Origin of the sequence: Flavobacterium sp., assembly GCF_032153895.1 — a bacterium.
GTDB lineage: Bacteria > Bacteroidota > Bacteroidia > Flavobacteriales > Flavobacteriaceae > Flavobacterium.
In genome coordinates this window covers 1-22,265 of sequence record NZ_JALDYN010000031.1, presented here as the reverse complement: position 1 = coordinate 22,265, position 22,265 = coordinate 1, and the positions used below count along the sequence as shown (strand labels likewise).

Annotated in this window: 27 protein-coding genes; 24 read left to right on the top strand and 3 right to left on the bottom strand. The window is 35.9% G+C overall.

Going from position 1 to position 22,265, the window contains the following annotated elements; genetic code table 11:
* Positions 1–820 (bottom strand): carboxylating nicotinate-nucleotide diphosphorylase (gene nadC, locus RUH60_RS09790; RefSeq protein ID WP_313807827.1); only part of this gene is annotated, 820 nt, incomplete at its 3' end.
* Positions 821–1,253: 433 nt separating this feature from the next.
* Here nadC and RUH60_RS09785 point away from each other — a divergent pair.
* From RUH60_RS09785 to rlmH, 10 genes are all read left to right on the top strand, one after another.
* Positions 1,254–2,501, top strand: coding sequence for a PD-(D/E)XK nuclease family protein (locus RUH60_RS09785; protein ID WP_313807826.1), 1,248 nt, complete (start codon positions 1,254–1,256; stop codon positions 2,499–2,501).
* Positions 2,502–2,629: 128 nt separating this feature from the next.
* Complete coding sequence (locus tag RUH60_RS09780) at positions 2,630–3,499, top strand: hypothetical protein (RefSeq protein ID WP_313807825.1); 870 nt, start codon at positions 2,630–2,632, stop codon at positions 3,497–3,499.
* Between the two features lie 137 nt (positions 3,500–3,636).
* Positions 3,637–4,173 carry a DUF2975 domain-containing protein gene (locus RUH60_RS09775; RefSeq protein ID WP_313807823.1) on the top strand — a complete coding sequence of 179 codons (537 nt, stop codon included), beginning with the start codon at positions 3,637–3,639 and terminating at the stop codon, positions 4,171–4,173.
* A 3-nt stretch (positions 4,174–4,176) separates the two neighbouring features.
* Entirely contained in the window at positions 4,177–4,398 is a 222-nt protein-coding gene (locus tag RUH60_RS09770; protein ID WP_313807821.1) for a helix-turn-helix transcriptional regulator, read from the top strand.
* Positions 4,399–4,515: 117 nt separating this feature from the next.
* Positions 4,516–5,202: a hypothetical protein gene (locus RUH60_RS09765; RefSeq protein ID WP_313807820.1), complete on the top strand. Its 687-nt coding sequence runs from the start codon at positions 4,516–4,518 to the stop codon at positions 5,200–5,202.
* Positions 5,203–5,319: 117 nt separating this feature from the next.
* On the top strand, positions 5,320–5,568 hold the full coding sequence (locus tag RUH60_RS09760) for a hypothetical protein (RefSeq protein ID WP_313807818.1): 249 nt from the start codon (positions 5,320–5,322) through the stop codon (positions 5,566–5,568).
* Positions 5,569–5,575: 7 nt separating this feature from the next.
* A complete protein-coding gene (locus tag RUH60_RS09755) occupies positions 5,576–5,836 on the top strand; it encodes a hypothetical protein (RefSeq protein ID WP_313807817.1) in 261 nt (86 codons plus the stop codon).
* Positions 5,837–5,839: 3 nt separating this feature from the next.
* Entirely contained in the window at positions 5,840–6,643 is an 804-nt protein-coding gene (locus tag RUH60_RS09750) for a DUF3667 domain-containing protein (protein WP_313807815.1), read from the top strand.
* A 91-nt stretch (positions 6,644–6,734) separates the two neighbouring features.
* The gene (locus RUH60_RS09745) at positions 6,735–7,427 is read left to right on the top strand and encodes a hypothetical protein (protein ID WP_313807814.1); all 693 of its coding nucleotides are present in this window, start codon (positions 6,735–6,737) and stop codon (positions 7,425–7,427) included.
* A gap of 54 nt (positions 7,428–7,481) precedes the next feature.
* Positions 7,482–7,955 carry a 23S rRNA (pseudouridine(1915)-N(3))-methyltransferase RlmH gene (rlmH, locus tag RUH60_RS09740; RefSeq protein WP_313807812.1) on the top strand — a complete coding sequence of 158 codons (474 nt, stop codon included), beginning with the start codon at positions 7,482–7,484 and terminating at the stop codon, positions 7,953–7,955.
* A 1-nt stretch (position 7,956) separates the two neighbouring features.
* On the opposite strand, the gene folP is transcribed toward rlmH, so the two are convergent.
* The gene (gene folP, locus RUH60_RS09735; protein WP_313807811.1) at positions 7,957–8,781 is read right to left on the bottom strand and encodes a dihydropteroate synthase; all 825 of its coding nucleotides are present in this window, start codon (positions 8,779–8,781) and stop codon (positions 7,957–7,959) included.
* A 131-nt stretch (positions 8,782–8,912) separates the two neighbouring features.
* On the opposite strand from folP, the gene RUH60_RS09730 reads away from it, so the two are divergent.
* The 14 genes from RUH60_RS09730 to RUH60_RS09665 all read left to right on the top strand — a co-directional run bounded on the left by RUH60_RS09730 (position 8,913) and on the right by RUH60_RS09665 (position 21,352).
* Positions 8,913–9,455, top strand: a complete 543-nt coding sequence (locus RUH60_RS09730; protein ID WP_313807809.1) for a DUF1599 domain-containing protein — start codon at positions 8,913–8,915, stop codon at positions 9,453–9,455.
* A 3-nt stretch (positions 9,456–9,458) separates the two neighbouring features.
* Positions 9,459–9,905 carry a GNAT family N-acetyltransferase gene (locus tag RUH60_RS09725; protein ID WP_313807806.1) on the top strand — a complete coding sequence of 149 codons (447 nt, stop codon included), beginning with the start codon at positions 9,459–9,461 and terminating at the stop codon, positions 9,903–9,905.
* A gap of 1 nt (position 9,906) precedes the next feature.
* On the top strand, positions 9,907–11,004 hold the full coding sequence (locus RUH60_RS09720; RefSeq protein WP_313807804.1) for a BT_3928 family protein: 1,098 nt from the start codon (positions 9,907–9,909) through the stop codon (positions 11,002–11,004).
* An 11-nt stretch (positions 11,005–11,015) separates the two neighbouring features.
* Entirely contained in the window at positions 11,016–11,525 is a 510-nt protein-coding gene (locus tag RUH60_RS09715; protein ID WP_313807802.1) for a TlpA disulfide reductase family protein, read from the top strand.
* Positions 11,525–12,277 (top strand): triose-phosphate isomerase, encoded by a 753-nt coding sequence (tpiA, locus tag RUH60_RS09710; protein WP_313807800.1) that lies wholly within the window; start codon positions 11,525–11,527, stop codon positions 12,275–12,277. The genes RUH60_RS09715 and tpiA overlap by 1 nt, the downstream gene beginning before the upstream one ends.
* Positions 12,278–12,283: 6 nt before the next feature.
* Positions 12,284–12,760 carry a hypothetical protein gene (locus RUH60_RS09705; RefSeq protein ID WP_313807798.1) on the top strand — a complete coding sequence of 159 codons (477 nt, stop codon included), beginning with the start codon at positions 12,284–12,286 and terminating at the stop codon, positions 12,758–12,760.
* Entirely contained in the window at positions 12,739–13,518 is a 780-nt protein-coding gene (locus RUH60_RS09700) for a Rossmann-like and DUF2520 domain-containing protein (RefSeq protein ID WP_313807796.1), read from the top strand. The genes RUH60_RS09705 and RUH60_RS09700 overlap by 22 nt, the downstream gene beginning before the upstream one ends.
* Entirely contained in the window at positions 13,511–14,038 is a 528-nt protein-coding gene (locus tag RUH60_RS09695) for an HAD-IIIA family hydrolase (RefSeq protein ID WP_313807794.1), read from the top strand. Before RUH60_RS09700 ends, RUH60_RS09695 begins: the two co-directional genes overlap by 8 nt.
* A 47-nt stretch (positions 14,039–14,085) precedes the next feature.
* Positions 14,086–15,009, top strand: coding sequence for a geranylgeranylglycerol-phosphate geranylgeranyltransferase (locus RUH60_RS09690; protein WP_313807792.1), 924 nt, complete (start codon positions 14,086–14,088; stop codon positions 15,007–15,009).
* Positions 15,002–15,589 (top strand): Maf-like protein, encoded by a 588-nt coding sequence (locus tag RUH60_RS09685; RefSeq protein ID WP_313807791.1) that lies wholly within the window; start codon positions 15,002–15,004, stop codon positions 15,587–15,589. The genes RUH60_RS09690 and RUH60_RS09685 overlap by 8 nt, the downstream gene beginning before the upstream one ends.
* 11 nt (positions 15,590–15,600) lie before the next feature.
* Positions 15,601–16,131: a mechanosensitive ion channel family protein gene (locus RUH60_RS09680; protein WP_313807789.1), complete on the top strand. Its 531-nt coding sequence runs from the start codon at positions 15,601–15,603 to the stop codon at positions 16,129–16,131.
* Positions 16,132–16,274: 143 nt separating this feature from the next.
* Positions 16,275–16,937, top strand: a complete 663-nt coding sequence (locus RUH60_RS09675) for a hypothetical protein (protein ID WP_313807787.1) — start codon at positions 16,275–16,277, stop codon at positions 16,935–16,937.
* A gap of 127 nt (positions 16,938–17,064) precedes the next feature.
* Complete coding sequence (locus tag RUH60_RS09670; protein ID WP_313807785.1) at positions 17,065–19,554, top strand: PIG-L family deacetylase; 2,490 nt, start codon at positions 17,065–17,067, stop codon at positions 19,552–19,554.
* A gap of 115 nt (positions 19,555–19,669) precedes the next feature.
* Positions 19,670–21,352, top strand: a complete 1,683-nt coding sequence (locus RUH60_RS09665; RefSeq protein WP_313807783.1) for a sodium:solute symporter — start codon at positions 19,670–19,672, stop codon at positions 21,350–21,352.
* A gap of 47 nt (positions 21,353–21,399) precedes the next feature.
* Here the strand turns inward: RUH60_RS09665 and RUH60_RS09660 are convergent, their stop codons facing one another.
* A complete protein-coding gene (locus RUH60_RS09660) occupies positions 21,400–22,248 on the bottom strand; it encodes a DUF2911 domain-containing protein (RefSeq protein WP_313807781.1) in 849 nt (282 codons plus the stop codon).
* Positions 22,249–22,265: the final 17 nt, after the last annotated feature.

Here is a 22,265-nt window from a genome sequence, read left to right as displayed (position 1 = left end):
AATGGGTTAAGGCTCCGGAGGATACGAAATCTACACCACATTCGGCATACTGACGAACGGTTTTTTCATTGATTCCGCCGGAAGATTCGGTTAAGCACTTCCCGCCTATCATTTCGACTGCTTTTCGGGTGTCTTCGAAATTGAAATTGTCTAGCAAAATTCTGTAAACACCTTCGTTGGACAATATTTCAGACACTTCCTCAAGGTTTCTGGCTTCGACTATAATTTTCAAATCGAGATTGTGTTCTTTTAAATAAGCGTTCGTCTTCTCAATCGCTTTGGATATTCCTCCCGCAAAATCGTTATGGTTGTCTTTCAGCATCACCATGTCGTATAAGGCAAAACGATGGTTTTCTCCTCCTGCAATTTTTACAGCCCATTTTTCAATAGCACGAATACCCGGCGTAGTTTTACGGGTATCTAAAATTTTGGTTTTAGTACCGCCTAACAAGTCAACAAACACTTTGGTTTTGGTAGCAATGGCACTCATACGCTGCATCGCATTTAGCACTAAACGTTCTGCTTTAAGTATCGATTGTGAGCTTCCGGAAACGTGGAACACTACATCACCGTATTTGACATTGCTTCCGTCTTGTATAAAGGTTTCAACTTCCAGGTTCGGATCTACATATTGGAACACCATTTTGGCAAATTCTACTCCGGCAATGATGCCTTCGTCTTTCACTAGTAATTTAGCTTTACCTGTTGCAGAGTCCGGAATACAAGCCAGTGAACTGTGATCGCCGTCGCCTACATCTTCCCGAATGGCATTGGTTATTATTATATCGAGTTCTTTTTGAAACTGTTGTTCTGAAATCATAATCGTACAATTTACTGGCTAAAATAAGACATATTTTGGAATCGTACGGATTTGTTTGCGGGTTTTCGCGGGAATGTTATGGCATTGTCTTAAACTTAGTATAAAACACTCCTAAACTCTTACCTAAACCATATACGCTATAAACACGCTATATATACGCTATATATACGCTATAAATACGACTTATATACGGAGTATGTTGGGCTTTGATACGGCTTTGATACGCTATATATACTTTTTGGGTTTGGGCTGTAAAGGTGTTTTGTCCAAAGAAGTCAATACTGTCTTGTTTTTGAGGGTTGCTAAAAGTATTTTATATTTGGGAGATGGTTTGGCTGTGACTGCATGTACCTTTTGGTTTTTGGTATGGGTTTATGGTGGTTTGTCGAATATATATTTAAGTTAGTGGCAATTATAAAAGATGTACTTAAGAATGATAGAAAACGTAGAAATACAACTTAAAGAATTAATGCTTGACGAAGACTTTACAAGCCTACAAAACCTTGTAAACGAAGAAATAAACCTAATGGATATTCTACGCGTTTCTCACAAGGAATTACAACATTCAAATTTTTTGGCTTGGTTTTTCAACCCAAACGAAACTCATAATATAGGTGACTTTGCATTAAAAGAGTTTATCAAAATTTACTTTAAAGAAAATCAATTCAAAAATTTAGGACACGAAACAGGACTTTCTGTTTTTGATTTTGTACAATTGGACTTTGATGATTTGGAAATTAGACGCGAATACAAAAATATTGACTTAGTTTTCCTTTCTGAAAAAAATCAATTTTGTATCGTAATTGAAAATAAAATTTATGCAACAGAAAGTAACGGACAATTAAAAAAATACCGTGATATAATTGAAAAAGAATATCCTGATTTTAAACATAAAATTTATATATTCCTTTCGCTTCAAGAACAACAAATTTCTGAAAGTGAACAAGAATTTTACGTTCAACTTAATTACGAACATATCATTAAACTAATTGAACAAGTAATTTCAAGCCAACGTTTAAAACTTGCAGACAAGACAAAATTTGTATTTGAACAATATTTACAAACGCTAAAATCAATGCTTAACAAAAACGAAGAAATTGAAAAAGTTGCTCAAAAACTTTACAAAAAATACAAATCAGCTTTTGACCTTGTACTAAAATATGCCGTTGCCACGGACAATAGTGAAATCATAACAAAGCTCAAAGAATTAATTGAAAATGAGAAAACTATTCGGCAATTTCAAAGTAATAATACTTATGTAAGATTTCAGCCAAATTTTTTACATGATAATATTGAAAAATTAAGAAGAAATGGACTTTTACTGCAAACGGATGACATGTCTAATAATTGGGTTTTTCTTTTTGAATTTAATGTCAGAAAAACCCAAGTAAATTTTGATTGTAAAATTGGTGCAGGTGATCAAAGCACAAGGGAAAAACTTTACAATATTTATAAGAAACATAAAGATGTCTTTACAAAAGTTGACAAGCCTTTAAAATCGCAATGGCATCATTCATTTCAAAAGCAAATTTTGTCACCAAAAGATATTCAAGATTTTCTTAATAACGATAGTGTAGAAGAACTTGAAAAAAAGATAACGCAGAGATTTAGAGAACTAATTGACAAAGACTTGCCAAAATTAATATCCGTATTAGATTATGAAATAAATAACAGCCACTAGTAGCAGTTAAGAACATTGCTAGTTTTAACTTTTAGTTGAAAATCCTACGGATTTTCCAAAACTGTATTTCATAACATATTTAATCGTAAATTGACTATTGCGTCAAGCCGTAGAAACATTAACAATAAATGGAAGAATTAGGCAAGCGAGATGAACTAAGTGAGATAACCAATCTTATTGAAACATTTGAAAAAGTTCTAGAATGGCTTGAAAAACTTGGTATAAGAACTGATATTGGAAGAATTGCAGCTTATCGTCAATATTTTAGCGAATTAATTGATGTTCCAAAAAATGAAACCATCTTAACAATTCATAGAGCAAATATTAGTAGAGAACTTTTCGAACTAGTCTGGATATATCAAAATTTTTTAGATTATGATTCTGAGAAAATCATCAATCATGTAAAAAAAACTCTTAAAGGTGTAGTTGCCATTAATTTAGAGAAGGCAAATGATCAATCATCACGTAATTATCTTTTTGAACTTAGAGCCGCAAGTTATTTCATTAAAGCAGGTTATAAAATTGACCTTGACTCAGATTGTGATTTAATTGCTTATAATGATAAAGAAAAAATTTACGTTGAGTGTAAAAGACTCAGTTCGAAAGACAAAATCACTGAACGAATAAAAGAAGCATCCAAACAATTAGACAAACGATTAAGTCAAGACAGTTCAAAAAATACTTATGGAATAATTTGGATAGATTTATCTTTTGTTCAAATGAATTACACAGGATTTTACTCTGCTTATTTTAGGAGAACTTGTCAATTTGCCGCAAGAACAGATTTAATGATTCTAACCTCACAAAACATTCCAAATATAGATTTCAATAAAAGAATTATTGGATTAGTTTCTCAAACTTTATACCCAGGCATATCAGAAATTCCAAAAGGTTATTATACAGGGTCAACAATAAGTTTGAAACCTTTAAACAAAAGTTTTTTTAAAAGAAGAAAGTTTAAAAACATCATGGATAATTTATTGAAAAATTTTGGTTAAAAAACATCCTCTAACAGCAGTTATAGTATTTCAAATTCATTAAGTAACAAAACATATTTCTCGAAAAAAACTATTTATTTATTGTTTTTCAATAAAAATTTATTATGTTTGTACTGTCAATTTAAAACTTAGCAATCATGACAAAAACAAACAAATTCGTATTTTGGGGCTTATATGTAATCTTTTGGCTCATTTTTGTAGGCATCTGTATTGAAGCTGGTGGCTTACTTGTAAATTTTGTTTTCAGCATCTTTAAACCTGAGGTTGTTCCGAATCTGTATCAAAAACTGGACTTATCCGAAATGTACAACAGCAGCAAAATGGCTTTTTTCGGAATCTATGGTTTTATTTTAGCCATTTCTATTATGAGTGCCATTCTGGTTTACACCGTTATCCGACTGATGCACAAAATGGATTTAACCAAACCGTTCGATACGTTTATTTCTAAGCAGATTTTTCTAATTAGTTACTACACTATTGGCATTGGTTTGTTTAGTTTTATTGGCAGTCAGCTTGCCAAAAAATTAATGCATCATGGTTTTGTTCCCGAAAATCTGAACCAATTTTGGGTAGACAGTGAAGCGTGTATTTTTATTGGAGCCGCAATTTACATCATTGCGCTTATCTTTAAAAAAGGTGTTGACCTTCAAAATGAAAATGACTTAACGGTATAAGCTATGGCAATCATTGTAAACTTAGACGTGATGATGGCAAAACGCAAAATTTCGCTGAATGAACTCTCAGCCAAAGTCGATTTGACCTTATCGAACCTTTCCATCTTAAAGACCGGAAAGGCAAAAGCAATCCGTTTCAGTACGCTGGAAGCGATTTGCAAAGCACTTGACTGTCAGCCTGCGGATATTTTGGAGTATGTGAGTGATGAGGATTTAGGTAGTTAAGAATTTGCGATAATAATCGTGGTGTTATTTTCTATCAAAAAAACTATTTGTTTTTTAAAAATAAATAGTTTGTAAATTGCCGTACTTTTTAAGCAGTAAAACACTACAAAACACACAATGAGACAGCTTCTATTTCTATTTACTATCTTATCTTCAATTTATGGGTATTCTCAAAAAAAATATGAATTTGATTACATTATCGAGTATAAATTAACTGTTTACAAAGATTCGTCGACTAAAAAAGACATAACCAGATATTATTTTACTAACTCCAAGAAAAACAATTATCTGGCCGAAATTGCAAATCTAGACAGCTTGAATTATCAAATGGTTTTTAAAGACGAAAATGGAATATCATTTAATGTTAACTTTTTAAAAGCTGACTTAGCTAAAACCGAAACCATTACTGTTGATTGTCCTTATGTAAATCGTTATCAAAATCAATTTAAATTTCGTACACAGGAATATGATTTTTTTAATATGACGGACACAATAATCGATGGTACTAAATACAGCAGATACAAACTAGCTTCGATAAAACCAAAAAAGGAAAAAAGAAAAAAGTTAGGGACTGAAGTTTATATTATTGACCAAAAAACAGCATTTCATTTACCCGTTTTTCAATTTTCGACCGCCTATGAAGAATGGAAGAGTACCAAAAATATTCCTAATGGGATTTTCAAAGAAAGACTTCTCTATGATTTCAATGGTAATTTGAGTATGAAAGAAGAAATTGTTGGCTTTTACAGTATCAATAAAACTATACTGATTGATAAGGGTTGTGATTATACACAAGAAGAATAGCATGTCTACACTACTGTTTTGGATTAAACCATGATAATTTGAATTTAAAGCGTTGAAGTTTTTTCAAAATTTTCTTTCAATCTTTTCAATATATTTGTACGCAATAGCAACAATTGTATGGAAACAGTCGATTTCAAAAAACTTTCCGATCAGGAACTACTTACCGAATACAAAAAACACAAAACCAATCAGATAATCAATGCAGTTTTAATTGGCTTTTTAGTAGGTATTTCTGCTTATAGTGCTTTTACAAAAGGCATTGGCTTTTTTACTTTTTTTCCGTTGTTTTTTGTCTATCTGTTAGTTCGAAACAAAAAGAAAAACAGTGAATTGGAAACCGAACTGAAATCCAGAAACTTAAAATAAGAAACCCATGAAAGAAAACAGCTTAGCAAATCTGACTGATGAAATGCTTTTAAAAAGGAGAAATTTAATCAAGGGAGCACTTATTGGTTTCGGTATTGTTTTTACCATTGCAATCGGGATTCTTATTTATCTTTTTATCTCTAAAGGTTTTAAAAACACTTCCATCGCAACACTCATTCCTGTGTTTATGATGCCTGTTACCTTATTACCTCTTTTTATAAATTTTGCTTTACTCAACAAAGAACTTAAATCCAGAAATCTGAAATAACCAATGGAAACCTGTCAAAACTGTAATGAAGCTATTGCCGCTAATTTCTGTGGCAACTGCGGACAGAAAAAATACAAACGCATCGATAAAAAATATGTTTGGGATGAGATTCAATACACTGTTCTACATACCAACAAAGGTTTCTTATACTCGGTAAAAAACTTACTCAAAAATCCTGGAAAAACAGCCAGAGAATATGTAGATGGGAATCGTGTAAACCATTACAAACCCATTTTATTAGCATTCGTTTTAAGTGGTATTTCTGCTTTTTTATCCTTTAAGGTTATTGGTCTTAAGGAAATCATGGAAAACTACTATACACAGCAGCACCTGAATTCTCCTTTCATAAACGATTATATGACATTTGTATCGAGCTACAACTCTGTACTGATGTTATTACTCATCCCCTTTTTTGCAATATGTACCAAATTTGCTTTCAGAAGCTGGGGTCATAACTATTACGAACATATTGTTATCAACTCCTATATCCTTTGTTTCTATACACTTTTCACTATATTTTTAGTGTATCCTTTCTTGTATTTTTTAAAACACGACACAGCCACATTTACTTCTCTTACAAGTATTTCGATGCTATTTGTACCGTTTATACTGACTTGGTTTTTTAAAGGGTTTTACACCGATAAACCTTTGAAAGGTATAATCGGACGTGTTTTTTTAACCCTTTGTTTTACAGCTTTAGGCTTTATGGTTTTCATGGTTTTCATCATGATTGGCGGTTTTGTTTATGCCTTAATCAAAGGTCCTGAAGCGTTGGAATACATGAAACCGGGAACTACAATTAATTAAAATTTACAATTACTGCAACATTATGAACAAGAGGCAAGTTCCTTTTTCATCTTTGCTTACTTTATTAAAGAGTAAAGGTCAGCTATCAATTATGGGAATAATTTTCACCTTGGTTTCAATAGCTTTTCTTCCTATTGCTATATTTTTCTCTACACAGAAAGAAGCTTATGAAAAATACGATTACAGCAAAATCGCAGAGCAAGGCACTGAAATAACAGGGAAGATTGTTGACATTCAGCAAAAAACTAATGTTTCAATGAATGATAAGCATCCGTTTGTGATTACCTATGAATTTATCGAAAACGGAAAGTCTAAATCAGATAAATTTCAAACCTTAGATCACTATAAAGTAAACTCCTTCAGCATTGGAAGTAATCTGACAATCCTGAGTTACAACAATCAATCAGTCATTAAAGGATTAGAGCCGTTTAGTTTTCCATTCTATTTTCTATTCATTTTTCCTTTCATGCTTATTGGTCTTGTGCCGGCATTGAAAAACTATTCTTTATACAAGAACGGCATTGTGAAAGAAGCCAAGATTTTATCAATGACTCCAAATTCTGGAATGCCTATTTCCAATTTCGGACAAAGCATTTTGGTAAACTATGTTTATCCGTCTAGAACAGGAAAATCAATTTATGGAAAGTCTAGCACTACTGATTTTTCAATACTGAATGAGAAAAAGGCAGATGACTTAATCAAAATATTGGTTTCTGAAACCAATGAAGAACAATCTTGTCTGATTCCAAAAATAGAAGCCATTAAGAACAATTGGAAAATTTAACCGTGAAAATCTCTTAATAAATCCTTTAGTATCTTTACCGGAAATATTACTATTATGAACATCAAACTGCTCGCCATCGGTAAAACGGACAACAAAGCCTTGCAATCGCTAATTGACGATTACACAAAGCGCTTGTCTTTTTACATCAAGTTTGATTTGGAAATCATTCCGGATATTAAAAATGTAAAGAATTTATCCGAAAATCAGCAGAAAGAAAAAGAAGGCGAACTGATTTTAAGCAAGCTCTCTCCTACCGACCAGTTGATTTTATTGGATGAAAACGGCAAATCATTTTCGAGCGTAGGTTTTTCGGAAGAATTGCAGAAGAAAATGAATTCGGGCGTGAAAACGTTGGTATTCGTAATTGGCGGCCCTTATGGTTTCAGTGAAGAAGTGTACAAAAAAGCGCAGGGCAAAATTTCACTTTCAGCAATGACGTTTTCGCATCAGATGGTACGCTTGTTTTTCATCGAGCAATTGTATAGAGGTTTTACGATTTTACGCAACGAACCGTATCATCATCAGTAGATTATTGCTGTATTTGGTTATACAACCGAACACATTCCATCGCTTCTTTCACATCGTGTACGCGAAGAATTTTAGCGCCTTTCATAAGGGAAATTGTATTTAAAACTGAAGTTCCGTTCAACGCTTCTTGTGCGCTGGTGTCGAGCAACTTATAAATCATGGATTTTCTGGAAACCGCAGACAACAAAGGAACGTCCAGCATCTGAAACAATTCCAGATTTTGTAGTACTTCGTAATTCTGTTCCAATGTTTTAGCAAAACCAAAACCAGGATCGATGATGATGTCATTAATTCCTAAACTTCTAGCAGCAGCAATCCGTTCGGAAAAGTAAAAAATCATTTCTTTGACAATATCTTCATAATCTGTAAGCGTTGTCATCGTTTGAGGTGTTCCGCGCATGTGCATCATGATGTAAGGCACTTTGGCATCGGCAACAACTTGCAACATTTTATCATCTAGTAATCCGGCAGAAATATCGTTGATTACTGAAGCTCCGTTTTCAATGGCAACACGAGCCACTTCAGCTCGAAACGTATCCACCGACAAAATAATTTTCGGAAATTCTTTTAGTAACAAAGTGATTAAGGTCTGTAATCTTCCTATTTCCTCTTCTTCCGAAACAAAGGCAGCATTCGGTCTGGAAGAATAGGCACCAACATCAACAATAGCAGCACCTTCCGACAACATTTTCTCGGTTTGTTTAAGAAAGTCAGTATCGGTTTTATATTTTCCGCCATCAAAAAAAGAATCGGGCGTACTGTTTAAAATCCCCATTACTTTCGGTGTAGGTAAATCGAGAAGGTTTCCTTTACAATTGATTGTCATGGAATTATAAGTTATGAATTATGAGTTACAAGCTTCTAACCCACTGAATACTGAACACTGAATACTAAACACTTTGAACTTCATTCGAATTTAGTTACATTTGAAAATTCAAGAACAAAGATAACCAGAAAATGAGTAATACTTCTCAGGAATTCGATAAAGTAGTAGGCATTTGCCGCGATTTATACAGTAAAAAAATGAAAGATTACGGAAGTGCGTGGCGTATTTTACGTTTGCCTTCCCTAACCGATCAAATCTTCATTAAAGCCCAACGCATCAGAAGTTTACAGGAAAACGAAGTCCGTAAAGTAGACGAAGACGAAACCGGAGAATTCATCGGCATTATCAATTATTGCATCATGGCTTTGATTTCGTTGGATTTGGGTGTAGCCGACCAACCCGATTTAGATTGGGAAACGGCTGTTCGTTTATACGACGAAAAAGTACTGCTAACCAAAACTTTAATGGAAGCCAAAAACCACGATTACGGCGAAGCTTGGCGCGATATGCGCGTGAGTTCTTTGACGGATTTAATCCTTCAGAAGTTATTGCGCGTAAAACAAATTGAAGACAACAAAGGAAAAACTTTAGTTTCTGAAGGTATCGATGCCAATTATCAGGATATGATTAATTATTCTGTTTTTGCATTGATTTTAATGGGATTTTCAAAATAACTCATGATTTTCAGAGAAGCACATATTGACGATATTCAGCAAATTCAAGTGGTTCGTAATGCTGTAAAGGAAAATACGCTTTCCAATCCGGCTTTGGTTACCGATAAAGATTGCGAAGAATTCCTTTTCGAACGCGGTAAAGGCTGGGTTTGTGAAATTGAAAAAACGATTGTCGGTTTTGCCATTGCTGACCTAAAAGATGACAACATTTGGGCATTGTTCCTCCACCCCGATTTTGAGAAACAAGGAATCGGAAAAGAATTGCACAATATCATGCTAAACTGGTATTTTTCACAAGGAAAAGAAAAAGTTTGGCTGAGTACCGCCTTCAACACAAGAGCCGAAAGTTTTTACCGAAAAGCGGGCTGGAAAGAAGTTGGCTTATACGGTACGAAAGAAATAAAATTTGAACTAACACATAACGATTGGTTAAACCACAACAAACAGTAACATGAAATACTTAGTACACTTATCAAGAATTATCGTTGGCGTTTTATTCATCATCTCCGGATTGATTAAACTGAATGATCCTACCGGATTTTCGTTTAAATTGGAAGAATATTTTTCCGAAGGCGTATTGAACATGCCGGCTCTGGTGCCTTATGCATTGGGAATTGCCTTATTTGTCGTAATTTTTGAAGTGGTCTTGGGAGTAGCTTTATTGGTAGGATTCAAACCCAAATGGACGGTTTGGAGTTTATTGCTGATGATTGTATTCTTCACGTTTTTGACCTTCTACTCTGCCTATTTCAACAAAGTTACTGATTGCGGTTGTTTTGGTGATGCGCTAAAACTAACACCTTGGCAATCGTTCTTCAAAGATGTAGCGCTATTGGTATTCATTTTGATTTTATTCTTCGGATTGAAATACATTCAGCCTATTTTAAAACCGATGGTTGGTGCGTTGACTGTATTCATCGCTTATTCCTTGTGTTTATTTATGGGCTATTGGGTATTGAATCATTTGCCTTTGAAAGATTTCAGAGCCTACAAAATCGGAACCAATATTCAAAAAGGAATGGAATTTCCGGAAGGTGCGGCTCGTTCGGTTTACGAAATGAATTTTGTGTATAAAGTAAACGGCAAAGAGCAAAATTTCGGTGAAAAAGATTTGATGAGTTTACCAGCTGGAGCGGAATTTGTTCGCCGTGAAGACAAACTGATTTCTCAAGGTTACGTTCCACCTATTCACGATTTCACAATTGAATTGGATGGAGAAGATTTTACTGAAGAAATGCTAAACGAACCGAAAGTTGTGATGCTGATTTCATACGATTTACAAAAAGCCAAAGCGGATGGCTTATCCCAATTGGAAGCTTTCTCTAAAAAAGCACAGGCCAAAGGCTACAAAGTTTTGGGAATGACCGCTTCTCCAATTGAAGATATTGCTAAATTCCGTAAAGAAAACGGGATTACGTTCGATTACTATTTCTGCGATGCGACCACTTTAAAGACGATTGAAAGAGCCAATCCGAGCATTGTGGTATTGCATAAAGGAACAATCGTAGACAAAAAACACTGGAACGATATTGATGACGTAAAACTCTAATCTAAAGCATTATGAAAAAAATAATCACTGCATTGGTTTTAGGTTTGACTTTTTTTGGGTTTGAATCTTGTGCTCAAAAGAAAGAAAAAACAGAATTTAACAAAGATGCTTTCTCTGAAAAACTAATCACCATTGAAGGTAAGGAAATCACTTTTGATGAAGTCCTGAAAAAACACAACGGAAAAACCACAATCATTGAAGTTTGGGCTTCGTGGTGTGGTGACTGCGTTAAAAACATGCCGAAATTAAAAGAATTACAGGCTGCCAACCCAACGGTAGATTTCGTATTCCTGTCTTGTGACAAAACGCAGGAAAAATGGCAGGCCGGTATTGCCAAACACGAATTACAAGGTGATCAGTATTTAATTCCGGATGGTATGAAAGGAACTTTCGGAAAAGCTCTTGATTTAGACTGGATTCCGCGTTATATCATCGTAGACAAAACCGGAAAAGTAGCTTTGTACAGAGCCATTGAAACCGATCACGAAAAAATACAAACGACTTTAAATACCTTAAAATAATGAGACACAATATAGTTGCCGGAAACTGGAAAATGAACAAAAATGCAGGAGAAACGGCTCAATTATTATCTGATATCGTTAACCAATTGCCTTCTGGTAAAGAAGTGGAAGTTTTGGTTGCGCCATCGTTTGTGAATTTATCACAAGCTGTTCATATGTTAGAACACACTAATGTTGGCGTAGCAGCTCAAAACATGCATCAGGCGGAAGGCGGTGCTTTTACTGGTGAAATTGCTGCGGATATGCTAACTTCTATCGGAGTTCATAATGTGATTTTAGGCCATTCGGAAAGACGTCAGTATTTTAAAGAAACCGATGCTTTATTAGCCAACAAAGTAGATACGGCTCTAAAACACGAAATGCGTATTATTTTTTGCATTGGTGAAGAACTGAAAGACCGTCAAAGCAAACAGCATTTTAACGTAGTAGACAATCAATTACGCGACGGATTATTCCATTTGGAAGCGAATGCTTGGGTAAACATTGTTATCGCCTACGAACCTGTTTGGGCTATCGGAACGGGCGAAACCGCAACTCCGGAACAAGCGCAGGAAATGCATCATTATATCCGTGAAACGATTCGTCACAAATATGGAGAAAGTACTTCCGAAAACGTTTCTATTTTATACGGCGGAAGCGTTAAACCCGACAACGCCAGAGAGATTTTCTCTAAACCTGATGTCGATGGCGGTTTGATTGGCGGTGCAGCCTTAAAAGCGGAAGATTTTGTAGCGATTGTGGATGCATTTTAAAAAATTATGGAATTAGAAAATCAGGACCTTTTAAACGAGACAGAATTCAAAACTGAGTATCCAAGACGAAGAGCTCTGCTGCCACTTTGGATTAAAATTTTCACTTGGTTTTTCATGATTTTTGGAATCTCTGTACCTTTTGCAATTGGCTTTGGGGCTTTTGGCGAAGCATTTGATTTATCTTTATATGGAATTGATACCAATCAACCACTTTCGTTATTAGGAGTATTTGTATTGAGCTTGATCAGTTTTAAAGCCATCACTGCAATAAGTTTGTGGTTTGAAAAGGATTACGCTACAGATTTGGCCAAAATTGACAGCTATATCGGTTTTGTCCTTTGCTTGTTAATGATGGTAGTCTATCCTTTTTTTGATGAACATGAAGGCTTTTCGTTCCATTTAAGAATTGAAATCTTTTTTATTTATTTCTTTTTCAAAAAAATAGACCAAATTGAATACAATTGGGCGAAGATAAAACCTTAAATATGATTACCATCAACCTCATCGGATCAGGCAATGTAGCGCAGCATTTGATTTCTGTTTTGCAACAAACGGAAGGTGTAGTATTGCAATCTGTTTTGGTCAGAAACTTAAAATCAATTTCGCATTTATTGACTGATGAGAAAATCATAACAATTCCCGAACAACTTCAACCTGCCGATGTTACTATAATTTCTGTAACTGACAGCGCGATTTCAGAAGTTTCCAACACTATTCCGTTTGAAAACCAATTGGTGGTACATACATCGGGAAGTATGGGTTTGGATGTACTGAACGATAAAAATCGTAAAGGTGTATTTTATCCATTGCAGACGTTCTCAAAATTAAAAAGTATCGATTTTAAAGAAGTTCCGCTTTGTCTGGAAACCGAAAACGAATCGGATTATCAACTTCTGGAAACTTTCGGAAAATCACTTTCGGATAAAGTATTCAAAATCAATTCTGAACAAAGACAAAGTTTACACGTAGCGGCTGTTTTTTCATGCAATTTTGTGAATCATCTGTATCAAATCGGGAATGAAATCTGTGATGAAAATAAAGTTCCGTTTGAAATTTTATTCCCATTAATTCAGGAAACGGCCGATAAAATCAAAACGCTTTCCCCAAAAGAAGCGCAAACCGGTCCGGCGATTCGGCACGACCAAAAAACCATTGACAAACATTTGGCTTTCTTAAACGATGAAACCCGAAAAACAATTTACCAACTCCTAACCCAATCCATACAAAACAATAATGGCTAAAAGTTATAAAGAAATCATGAACGACATCACGACTTTTGTTTTTGATGTTGATGGCGTACTAACTGACGGAACCGTACATGTAACCCCAACCGGCGAAATGCTGCGTGAAATGAACATCCGCGACGGTTATGCAATGAAAGCCGCAGTAGAAAACGGTTATACGGTTTGCATTATTTCCGGCGGAAGTAACGAAGGTGTTCGCATTCGTTTACGAAATTTAGGCATTACCGATATTCATTTAGGAGTTCATGATAAAGTGGAAACTTTTAAAGAATTCACAGATATTTACAATATCAAAGCAGAACAGGTTTTATATATGGGCGACGATATTCCGGATTATCATGTGATGCAATTGGTGGGTTTACCGACTTGTCCACAGGATGCTTCGCCCGAGATTAAAGGCATCAGCACTTATATTTCACACAAAAATGGCGGAAAAGGTGCCGTTCGCGATGTTATTGAACAGGTTATGAAAGTTCAAGGTAAATGGATGGAGCACTTTGATGCGAAGTATGATTAGTGTTTAGTCGCAGTAGCAGTTTTCAGTTAAAAATATAAAATCAAACAATGAAATTCCTAAAACTAATCCGTTTTCAAAACCTACTGATGTTGGCTTTAATGCAGCTTGTTTTCCACTTTGTTTTTCTGCGAAATCAACCTGATTTACTTTTAGCTTTATCCGATGTTCAGTTTGTATTGCTAGTTGTAGCAACCATTTGTATTGCTGCCGGCGGTTACGTTATCAATAATATTATGGATCTGGAAACAGATGCTGTAGCAAAACCAAACGATGTTGTGGTGGGCAAACACATTTCCGAAGGAATGGCATACAACATCTATATTGCGTTAAACATCATTGGTGTCGGAATTGGTTTTTACCTGTCTAATTTGATTCAAAAACCGATGTTTTCTTCAGTATTCATTATCGTTGCAGCTACATTGTACATGTATGCGACGAGTTTTAAACAAAACTTGCTGATTGGAAATATTATTATTGCGCTGTTGCTAGGTCTAAGTGTGATTATTGTTGGTATTTTTGATTTGTTTCCGGTAATTTTTGAAGAAAACCGAATTCAAATGGCGGTCTATTTCAGTATTCTAACAGATTACGCGATTTTTGCATTCCTGATTAATCTGATTCGGGAAATTGTAAAAGACATCGAAGATATGGATGGCGACTATAACGCCGGAATGAACACTTTACCAATTGTTTTAGGCAAAGAAAGAACGGCAAAAGTAGTTTTCTTTTTAACACTGATTCCCGTTGGTTTGCTTCTAATGTACATCAACAAAAATCTTTTGACACTGGAATGGGTAATGTATTACCTGCTTTTATTTGTAACAGCACCGCTCTTGTACTTTTTAATCAAAGTTTGGTCAGCGAAAACTAAAAAAGATTTTCATCATTTGAGTACCATTCTAAAACTGGTTATTCTTTTCGGAATCTTATCTGTTGTGGTAATTACTATAAACATGAAACTGAATGCTTAAGGAAAAATTAAAAGACTATCATATCATTCTGGCTTCGGGTTCGCCGCGTCGTCAGCAGTTTTTTAAAGAACTGGATTTGGATTTTGAAATTCGGTTGAAAGATGTAGAAGAAATCTATCCCAATCATTTACAAGCCGAAGCAATTACCAATTTCTTAGCCGAATTAAAAGCCAATGCTTTCGCCGAAGAATTAACCGAAAAAGACATTTTAGTTACCAGCGACACCATCGTTTGGCATGAAGGCAAAGCTTTAGGAAAACCGAAAGATTATGACGATGCTTTTCAGATGTTACAATCGCTTTCCGGGAAAACGCACGAAGTAATTACCTCAGTTTGCATCAAAACCACAGCAAAAACCGATACTTTTTTTGAAGTGACTAAAGTTACTTTCAATCCGCTTTCTGATGAAGCATTGCGTTATTATTTAGACCATTACAAACCATACGACAAAGCCGGTTCCTACGGAATTCAGGAATGGATTGGCTTGGTGGCCATTGCAAGAATTGATGGTTCTTATGCCAATGTTGTAGGCTTACCGGTTGATAAAGTTTATCAACATTTGCTTACATTTACAGTATAAATTTCTTTACGATGTTTGATAATCTCTTTTTTATGGAATTGGTTGCCACACTGATAACAGTTTTTGTTTATGTCGTGTTACGCTTTTTTTCCGCCAAAATTATCAGACGTTTTGCCAAAGTTTCCGAAATCATTGAGCAGCATCGTACCAAACTGGTTATCAAATACATTCATTTACTCCTTGGAATACTGACGATTATTGCTTTATTCACCATTTGGGGAATTAAAACCGAGCATATTGTACTTTTTACATCATCCATTTCAGCTATTATTGGCGTGGCGATGTTTGCGCAGTGGTCTATCCTCAGTAATATTACAGCTGGAATTATTTTATTTTTCAATTTTCCTTTTAAAATAGGTGATGTGATTTTGATTCACGACAAAGATTTCCCAGTGGAAGGCGAAATCATCGACATTACTGCTTTTCACGCTTTATTAAAAACCGAAAGTGGCGAGCGTATCACCTATCCGAATAATCTACTCATCCAAAAAGGAATTACCATCGTAAAAAAACAACACGATACGCGTGAGTTTATGGATTAGATATTTTTTATCAGTCACAAAATTCTTTATTTACAATACTTAACAACTTATTTCAATAAAATTAACATCAGAACAAATCAGTTTTGGCACGGTAGTTGGTTTTAGATAATCAAGAATATGATTTAACTAAAAATACAACGATTATGAAAGCTCTAAAACTATTATTTGCGGGAATGTTTTTAATGACATTAAGTGCTCAGGCTCAAGTATCGGTTAATGTAAACATAGGAACTGCACCAGCTTGGGGTCCGGTAGGTTACACCGAAGTACGTTACTATTATTTACCGGATATTGAAGTATACTACGATATTCCAACCTCAATGTTCGTTTATTTTGACGGTGGCGGATGGATTAGAGCCGCATACTTACCTTACCGATACAGACATTACGATTTGTATGGTGCTTACAAAGTATGTTTACACGATTACGGCCCAAATCCGTACGTATACTATAAAAAACACAAGGTAAAATACTATCACGGCTATAGAGGTCCGGTTCAAAGAAATATTGGAGTACGTCCGGCAGTAGTATATAACGGTCCTAGAGATGGTTATCATTACAGAGACCGCGATAGAGATGACGACAGAGACGACAGAAGAGATTACAGAAACGGAAACAATTACAGAGACAACCGTAATGATGATTTCAGAAAAGGTCGTGATGATGATTACAGAAAAAGTCGCAACGACGATAACAGAAACGAATACCGCAGCAGTCGAGGAAATGGAAATGGCAAAGGGCATAACCCAGGACGAGACAGAGGAAACGGAAATGGAAACGGTAAAGGCCGCGGTCAGAGAGGTTAAAAACAAAAAATACCTTATTAAGGCAAGAATCTTTGGGTTCTTGCCTTTTTTAATTTCATGTTAAATCCGATGGCTAAAAATTCGATTTGTTTATCTTTGAAGTAACTGAATAACCGTATAGTTTCCGATGAAAAAAAATTACACGCTTTTAACTCTATTCTTTTCAATTATCAGCCTTTCGGTTGGTGCGCAACAACCTCAAAAACCAAGCACTTCCGATATTTATCATCAAATAGAAAAACTGAATTTTTTAGGTTCGGTACTTTATGTGGCCGCACATCCGGATGATGAAAACACCAAACTCATCTCCTATTTATCCAACGAAACCAAAGCGCGAACGGCTTATCTTTCCTTAACTCGAGGCGACGGTGGTCAGAACCTCATCGGCACTGAACTTAGAGAATTGTTAGGTGTTTTACGTACTCAGGAATTATTGGCGGCAAGAAGAATTGACGGTGGTGAACAACTATTTTCTAGAGCTAACGATTTTGGGTATTCCAAAGAACCTGAAGAAACCTTTGAAATCTGGAACAAAGAAGAAATTTTAAGCGATGTGATTCTGGCCATCCGCAAATTCAAACCCGATGTCATCATCAACCGTTTCAACCACAGAACTCCAGGAACTACGCACGGTCATCATACCGCTTCTGCTATGTTGAGTATGGAAGCGTTTGAAAAAACCAATAACCCAACTATTTATCCGGAGCAATTACAAACTACTACTGTTTGGCAACCGAAGCGTTTGTTTTTCAATACTTCTTGGTGGTTTTATGGTAGTGAAGAAAATTTCAAAAAAGCAGATAAAACCAATTTATTAAGCGTTAATACCGGTGTTTATTATCCGTTAAAAGGGAAAAGTAATGGCGAAATTGCCGCTTTAAGCCGAAGTCAGCACCAATGTCAAGGATTCGGAACAACCGGAACCCGAGGCGATGAAACCGAATACCTGGAATTTTTAAAAGGACAACCCTTACAAGACAAAAAATCGATATTTGAAGGAATCGACACGAGCTGGTCGCGTGTAAAAGGCGGTGAAGCCATCGGAACAATTTTATACGAAATTCAGAAAAACTTCAACTTCAAAAACCCGGAAGTGCATCTCCCTAAATTGATGGAAGCCTACAAACTCATCAGTCAATTGGACGACGAACACTGGCGAAATCTGAAAAAGAAAGAAATCGAAACCATCATTACTGCTTGTTGCGGATTGTATTTGGAAGGCGTTGCATCGGTACAATACACTAATCCGAATGGTGAAATCGTACTGAAACTGGAAGCAACCAACCGTAGCAATGAACCTATTCAATTGGAATCGGTACAATTTTTAAACAACACGCTTGTAGCAGACAAAGAGCTGGAACCCAACGTTCCTTTAAAATCTGAAAAAAGTGTTACTATTCCAGCCTCGCAAACGTATTCCAATCCGTATTGGCTGAATGAAACAGGTACTTTAGGGTTATTTGCCGTTCAGAACAAAGCCGATATCGGAAAACCGGAATCTGATTATTTAAAACTGAATTGGAACATTCGTATTTGTGATGTGCCAATTACGATTCAGAAAGATATCGTATATAAATTCAACAATCCTTCCAAGGGTGAAACCTATCAGCCGTTTACGATTTTACCGGAAGTGACAACCGAAATTTTAAATAAAGTTGAACTTTTTCCGAACAACCGAAAACATAAAATTTCCGTTAAAGTTAGATCCGGAAAAGAAAATACAAAAGGCGAAGTTGTGCTTGATTTACCAGCCGATTGGAAAGTGTATCCGAAAGCCGTTCCGTTTGAATTTCAATACAAAGGAGCCGAGAAAACCGTAACCTTTGAAGTAACGCCGCCTTCCTATCCTACTGAAGCGATTGCGAAGAGTTTTGCTTTAATCGATGGAAATAAATTCGACAAAAAACTGGTGACTATTGATTATTCGCATATTCCGTTACAGCAGATTTTATTGCCTTCCGAAGCGAAATTCAATAAAATCGAAATTGAAACGCGCGGAAGTAACATCGGTTATATTATGGGCGCTGGCGATGAAGTTCCGGAGAGTTTACGACAGATGGATTATACCGTAACTGTGTTAGAACCTGAAAAAATAACTTCCGAAAGTTTACAGAATTTTGATGCAGTTCTAGTGGGAATTCGTGCTTACAACACCATCGACGCTTTAAAATACAAACAAAAAACGCTTTTGGATTATGTAAAAAACGGCGGAACCATGATTGTTCAGTACAACACAACAGCCAAATTAGTTGCTCCGGATATGGCGCCATACGAACTGAAAATTTCATCGGAACGCGTAACGGAAGAAACCGCCAAAGTAACTTTTACCAACCCGAAACATCCCGTTTTAAACTTCCCGAATAAAATCACAGAGAAAGATTTCGAATGCTGGATTCAGGAACAAGGTTTATACTATCCGAGTAAATGGGGCAAAGAGTTTGAAACAGTTATTTCAGCTCATGATAAAGGCGAAACACCAAAAGAAAGCAGCTTGTTAATCGCAAAATACGGCAAAGGTCATTATATTTATACAGGATTGAGCTTTTTTAGAGAATTGCCTGAAGGTGTTCCGGGAGCCTTTCGTTTAATGGCAAATTTAATCGCAATCGGTAAATAAAAACATCATGGAAGAACGAGATTTCAAATGGAAACGAAGTTATACGATAGTGTTGTTGCTCAACGCTTTCTACATCTTGTTGTTTTATTTTTTAATGCAAATGTACGCTTAGGTTATGCAGGTAATTGATTGGATTGTACTTTCAGTAACGCTACTTTTTATTGTAGTTTACGGCGCCTGGAAAACCAAAGGCAGTAAAAATGTAGAAGAATTTATTCTAGGCAACAACGAAACCCCTTGGTGGACGGTTGGTCTTTCGGTTATGGCAACTCAGGCCAGTGCGATTACCTTTCTTTCCACGCCAGGACAAGCATATCACGACGGAATGGGATTCGTGCAGTTTTACTTCGGATTGCCGATTGCGATGGTGGTTATTTGTATCACCTTCATCCCTATTTATCACAAACTTCGTGTTTTTACCGCCTATGAATTTTTAGAACAGCGCTTTGATGTCAAAACCCGTTCGCTCGCTTCTATATTGTTTTTAGTACAACGCGGCTTAGGTACTGGTTTAACGATTTACGCTCCGGCAATTATAATGTCGGCACTTTTAGGCTGGAATCTTACGCTGATGAATGTTCTTATCGGGATTATGGTTATTATTTACACCTTTTCCGGTGGAACCAAAGCGGTAAACGTTACGCAGAAGCAACAAATGTTTGTGATCATGACCGGAATGTTTGTAACGTTCTTTCTGATTTTAAATTACTTGCCCGAAGAATTAAGTTTCAGTAATGCTTTAGGAATTGCCGGAGCGAATGATAAAATGGACATCGTTGATTTTTCCTTTGATCCGGAAACCCGATATACTTTCTGGAGCGGAATTACCGGTGGATTCTTTTTGGCACTCTCCTATTTCGGAACCGATCAGTCGCAGGTTGGTCGTTATTTGTCTGGAAAAAGCATCCGTGAAAGTCAAATGGGACTGATTATGAACGGCTTATTGAAAGTACCGATGCAGTTTTTCATTTTACTAACAGGAGTGATGGTGTTTGTGTTCTTTCAGTTTCATTCTTCGCCGTTACATTTTAATCCGACGAATAATGCTTTGGTAAAGAATTCCGCACAAAAAGAAGCTTATATCAAACTTGAAAAAGAACTGGATGCCGTTCAAGCCGAAAAGAAAGAAATCAGCATGTTGTATGTTGGACAGTTAAACCAAGATTTTGACAACCCGATTTTACAACAGAAAATGGTTTCTTTATCGAGTAAGGAGAAAGATTTGCGTGAACAAGCCAAAGAAGTCATCAGTAAAGTAGACGACAAAACTGAAACCAACGATAAAGATTACGTGTTTCTGTACTTCATCTTAAACTTTTTACCTACCGGATTAATTGGTTTGTTATTGGCGGTTATCTTTTCGGCGGCTATGTCATCTTCTGCATCAGGATTGACAGCACTTGCATCAACAACCACCATCGATATTTATAAGCGTAATATCAAAGCCGATAAATCAGAAAAACACTTTGTAACGGCTACTAAGCTTTTTACGTTAATGTGGGGAATTATTGCCATTTTATTTGCCTGTGTCGGAACTTTGTTTGAGAACCTGATTCAGTTGGTAAACATCATCGGTTCAATTTTCTACGGAACGGTTTTAGGGATTTTCCTAGTCGCTTTCTATGTGAAATTTGTGAAAGCGAAAGCCGTATTTTGGAGTGCTGTCATCACGCAGTTAAGTATCTTTTACATCTATTATTTGGATGTGGTGAGTTTCCTTTGGCTGAATTTTATCGGTGCCATCATGACTATCATTTTAGGTATTTTACTGCAACTGCTTTTAAAAACTAAAGAATAAAAAAAGCCGCCAAAATTGGCGGCTTTTTATTTATAAATCGAATCAGATTATTTCTTAGTCCACTCGTTGATGGAATCTTTGTTCATTTTCACATAATCCTGATTGTTTGCTTTTTCAGCTCCGGCTAACGATTGTTTTGCGCTTTCTACAGCTCCAACTTTATCGCCGTTTTTGGCCTGAATTAACGATTTTAAACGCAAATACCAGAATGGCGTTTCCGCACCTTTCATATCGCAAGATTTATTAATCCAAACTAATGCTTTTTTCAAATCACCATTTGACTGATACAAATATTGCGCTGCAGAATAATAATCATTCGCAGTTGGACCAGCTAACGTAGTTTCGATACTTTTCATTGCCACTTTTGCAGTCGGAACTTCAAATTTCACCGGAATTAAAGTTTTCTCCCAAGAGATTTCCAAAACTCCATAATCGTTATCAACGCTGTTTACTCCGATAGTGAACGTTTCTACTTTTCTGCTTAAATTTTCAGGCTTAACAACAGCTCTTAAAGCTACAGCAGTCTCGTCCCAAGTTTCAGGTAATCCCCAATTATCGGTTCCTTTATAGAAAATTACTTCCCAGCTATCTGCTTTTGGCAAAGTGTACAAAGCGTATTTTCCTTTTTTAAGCAATTTTCCGTCGATGGTTACATCTTCCGTAAAAGCTACAGTTGTATTAGCATTCGCTCCGGTTCTCCAAACTTTTCCGTAGGGAACTAATTCTCCAAAAACGGTTCTTCCTTTGGCACTTGGTCGTGAATATTCAATTTCTACATGAGTCAAACCAACTGTTTGCTCTAATTTAGAAGACGGACTGGCTTGTGGTGTCTTTACCTGCGCTTCAATAGTTGTTAAGGCAAACAACAAAGCCGCAGAAAGAATAACTTTTTTCATAAAATAAAATGCTTAAT

Bases quoted from the DNA above. Each gene is read 5' to 3' on its own strand.
- RUH60_RS09785 (WP_313807826.1), top strand. From the start codon at position 1,254: ATGATAGAAAACGTAGAAATACAACTTAAAGAATTAATGCTTGACGAA.
- RUH60_RS09780 (WP_313807825.1), top strand. From the start codon at position 2,630: ATGGAAGAATTAGGCAAGCGAGATGAACTAAGTGAGATAACCAATCTT.
- RUH60_RS09775 (WP_313807823.1), top strand. From the start codon at position 3,637: ATGACAAAAACAAACAAATTCGTATTTTGGGGCTTATATGTAATCTTT.
- RUH60_RS09770 (WP_313807821.1), top strand. From the start codon at position 4,177: ATGGCAATCATTGTAAACTTAGACGTGATGATGGCAAAACGCAAAATT.
- RUH60_RS09765 (WP_313807820.1), top strand. From the start codon at position 4,516: ATGAGACAGCTTCTATTTCTATTTACTATCTTATCTTCAATTTATGGG.
- RUH60_RS09760 (WP_313807818.1), top strand. From the start codon at position 5,320: ATGGAAACAGTCGATTTCAAAAAACTTTCCGATCAGGAACTACTTACC.
- RUH60_RS09755 (WP_313807817.1), top strand. From the start codon at position 5,576: ATGAAAGAAAACAGCTTAGCAAATCTGACTGATGAAATGCTTTTAAAA.
- RUH60_RS09750 (WP_313807815.1), top strand. From the start codon at position 5,840: ATGGAAACCTGTCAAAACTGTAATGAAGCTATTGCCGCTAATTTCTGT.
- RUH60_RS09745 (WP_313807814.1), top strand. From the start codon at position 6,735: ATGGGAATAATTTTCACCTTGGTTTCAATAGCTTTTCTTCCTATTGCT.
- rlmH (WP_313807812.1), top strand. From the start codon at position 7,482: ATGAACATCAAACTGCTCGCCATCGGTAAAACGGACAACAAAGCCTTG.
- folP (WP_313807811.1), bottom strand. From the start codon at position 8,781: ATGACAATCAATTGTAAAGGAAACCTTCTCGATTTACCTACACCGAAA.
- RUH60_RS09730 (WP_313807809.1), top strand. From the start codon at position 8,913: ATGAGTAATACTTCTCAGGAATTCGATAAAGTAGTAGGCATTTGCCGC.
- RUH60_RS09725 (WP_313807806.1), top strand. From the start codon at position 9,459: ATGATTTTCAGAGAAGCACATATTGACGATATTCAGCAAATTCAAGTG.
- RUH60_RS09720 (WP_313807804.1), top strand. From the start codon at position 9,907: ATGAAATACTTAGTACACTTATCAAGAATTATCGTTGGCGTTTTATTC.
- RUH60_RS09715 (WP_313807802.1), top strand. From the start codon at position 11,016: ATGAAAAAAATAATCACTGCATTGGTTTTAGGTTTGACTTTTTTTGGG.
- tpiA (WP_313807800.1), top strand. From the start codon at position 11,525: ATGAGACACAATATAGTTGCCGGAAACTGGAAAATGAACAAAAATGCA.
- RUH60_RS09705 (WP_313807798.1), top strand. From the start codon at position 12,284: ATGGAATTAGAAAATCAGGACCTTTTAAACGAGACAGAATTCAAAACT.
- RUH60_RS09695 (WP_313807794.1), top strand. From the start codon at position 13,511: ATGGCTAAAAGTTATAAAGAAATCATGAACGACATCACGACTTTTGTT.
- RUH60_RS09690 (WP_313807792.1), top strand. From the start codon at position 14,086: ATGAAATTCCTAAAACTAATCCGTTTTCAAAACCTACTGATGTTGGCT.
- RUH60_RS09685 (WP_313807791.1), top strand. From the start codon at position 15,002: ATGCTTAAGGAAAAATTAAAAGACTATCATATCATTCTGGCTTCGGGT.
- RUH60_RS09680 (WP_313807789.1), top strand. From the start codon at position 15,601: ATGTTTGATAATCTCTTTTTTATGGAATTGGTTGCCACACTGATAACA.
- RUH60_RS09675 (WP_313807787.1), top strand. From the start codon at position 16,275: ATGAAAGCTCTAAAACTATTATTTGCGGGAATGTTTTTAATGACATTA.
- RUH60_RS09670 (WP_313807785.1), top strand. From the start codon at position 17,065: ATGAAAAAAAATTACACGCTTTTAACTCTATTCTTTTCAATTATCAGC.
- RUH60_RS09665 (WP_313807783.1), top strand. From the start codon at position 19,670: ATGCAGGTAATTGATTGGATTGTACTTTCAGTAACGCTACTTTTTATT.
- RUH60_RS09660 (WP_313807781.1), bottom strand. From the start codon at position 22,248: ATGAAAAAAGTTATTCTTTCTGCGGCTTTGTTGTTTGCCTTAACAACT.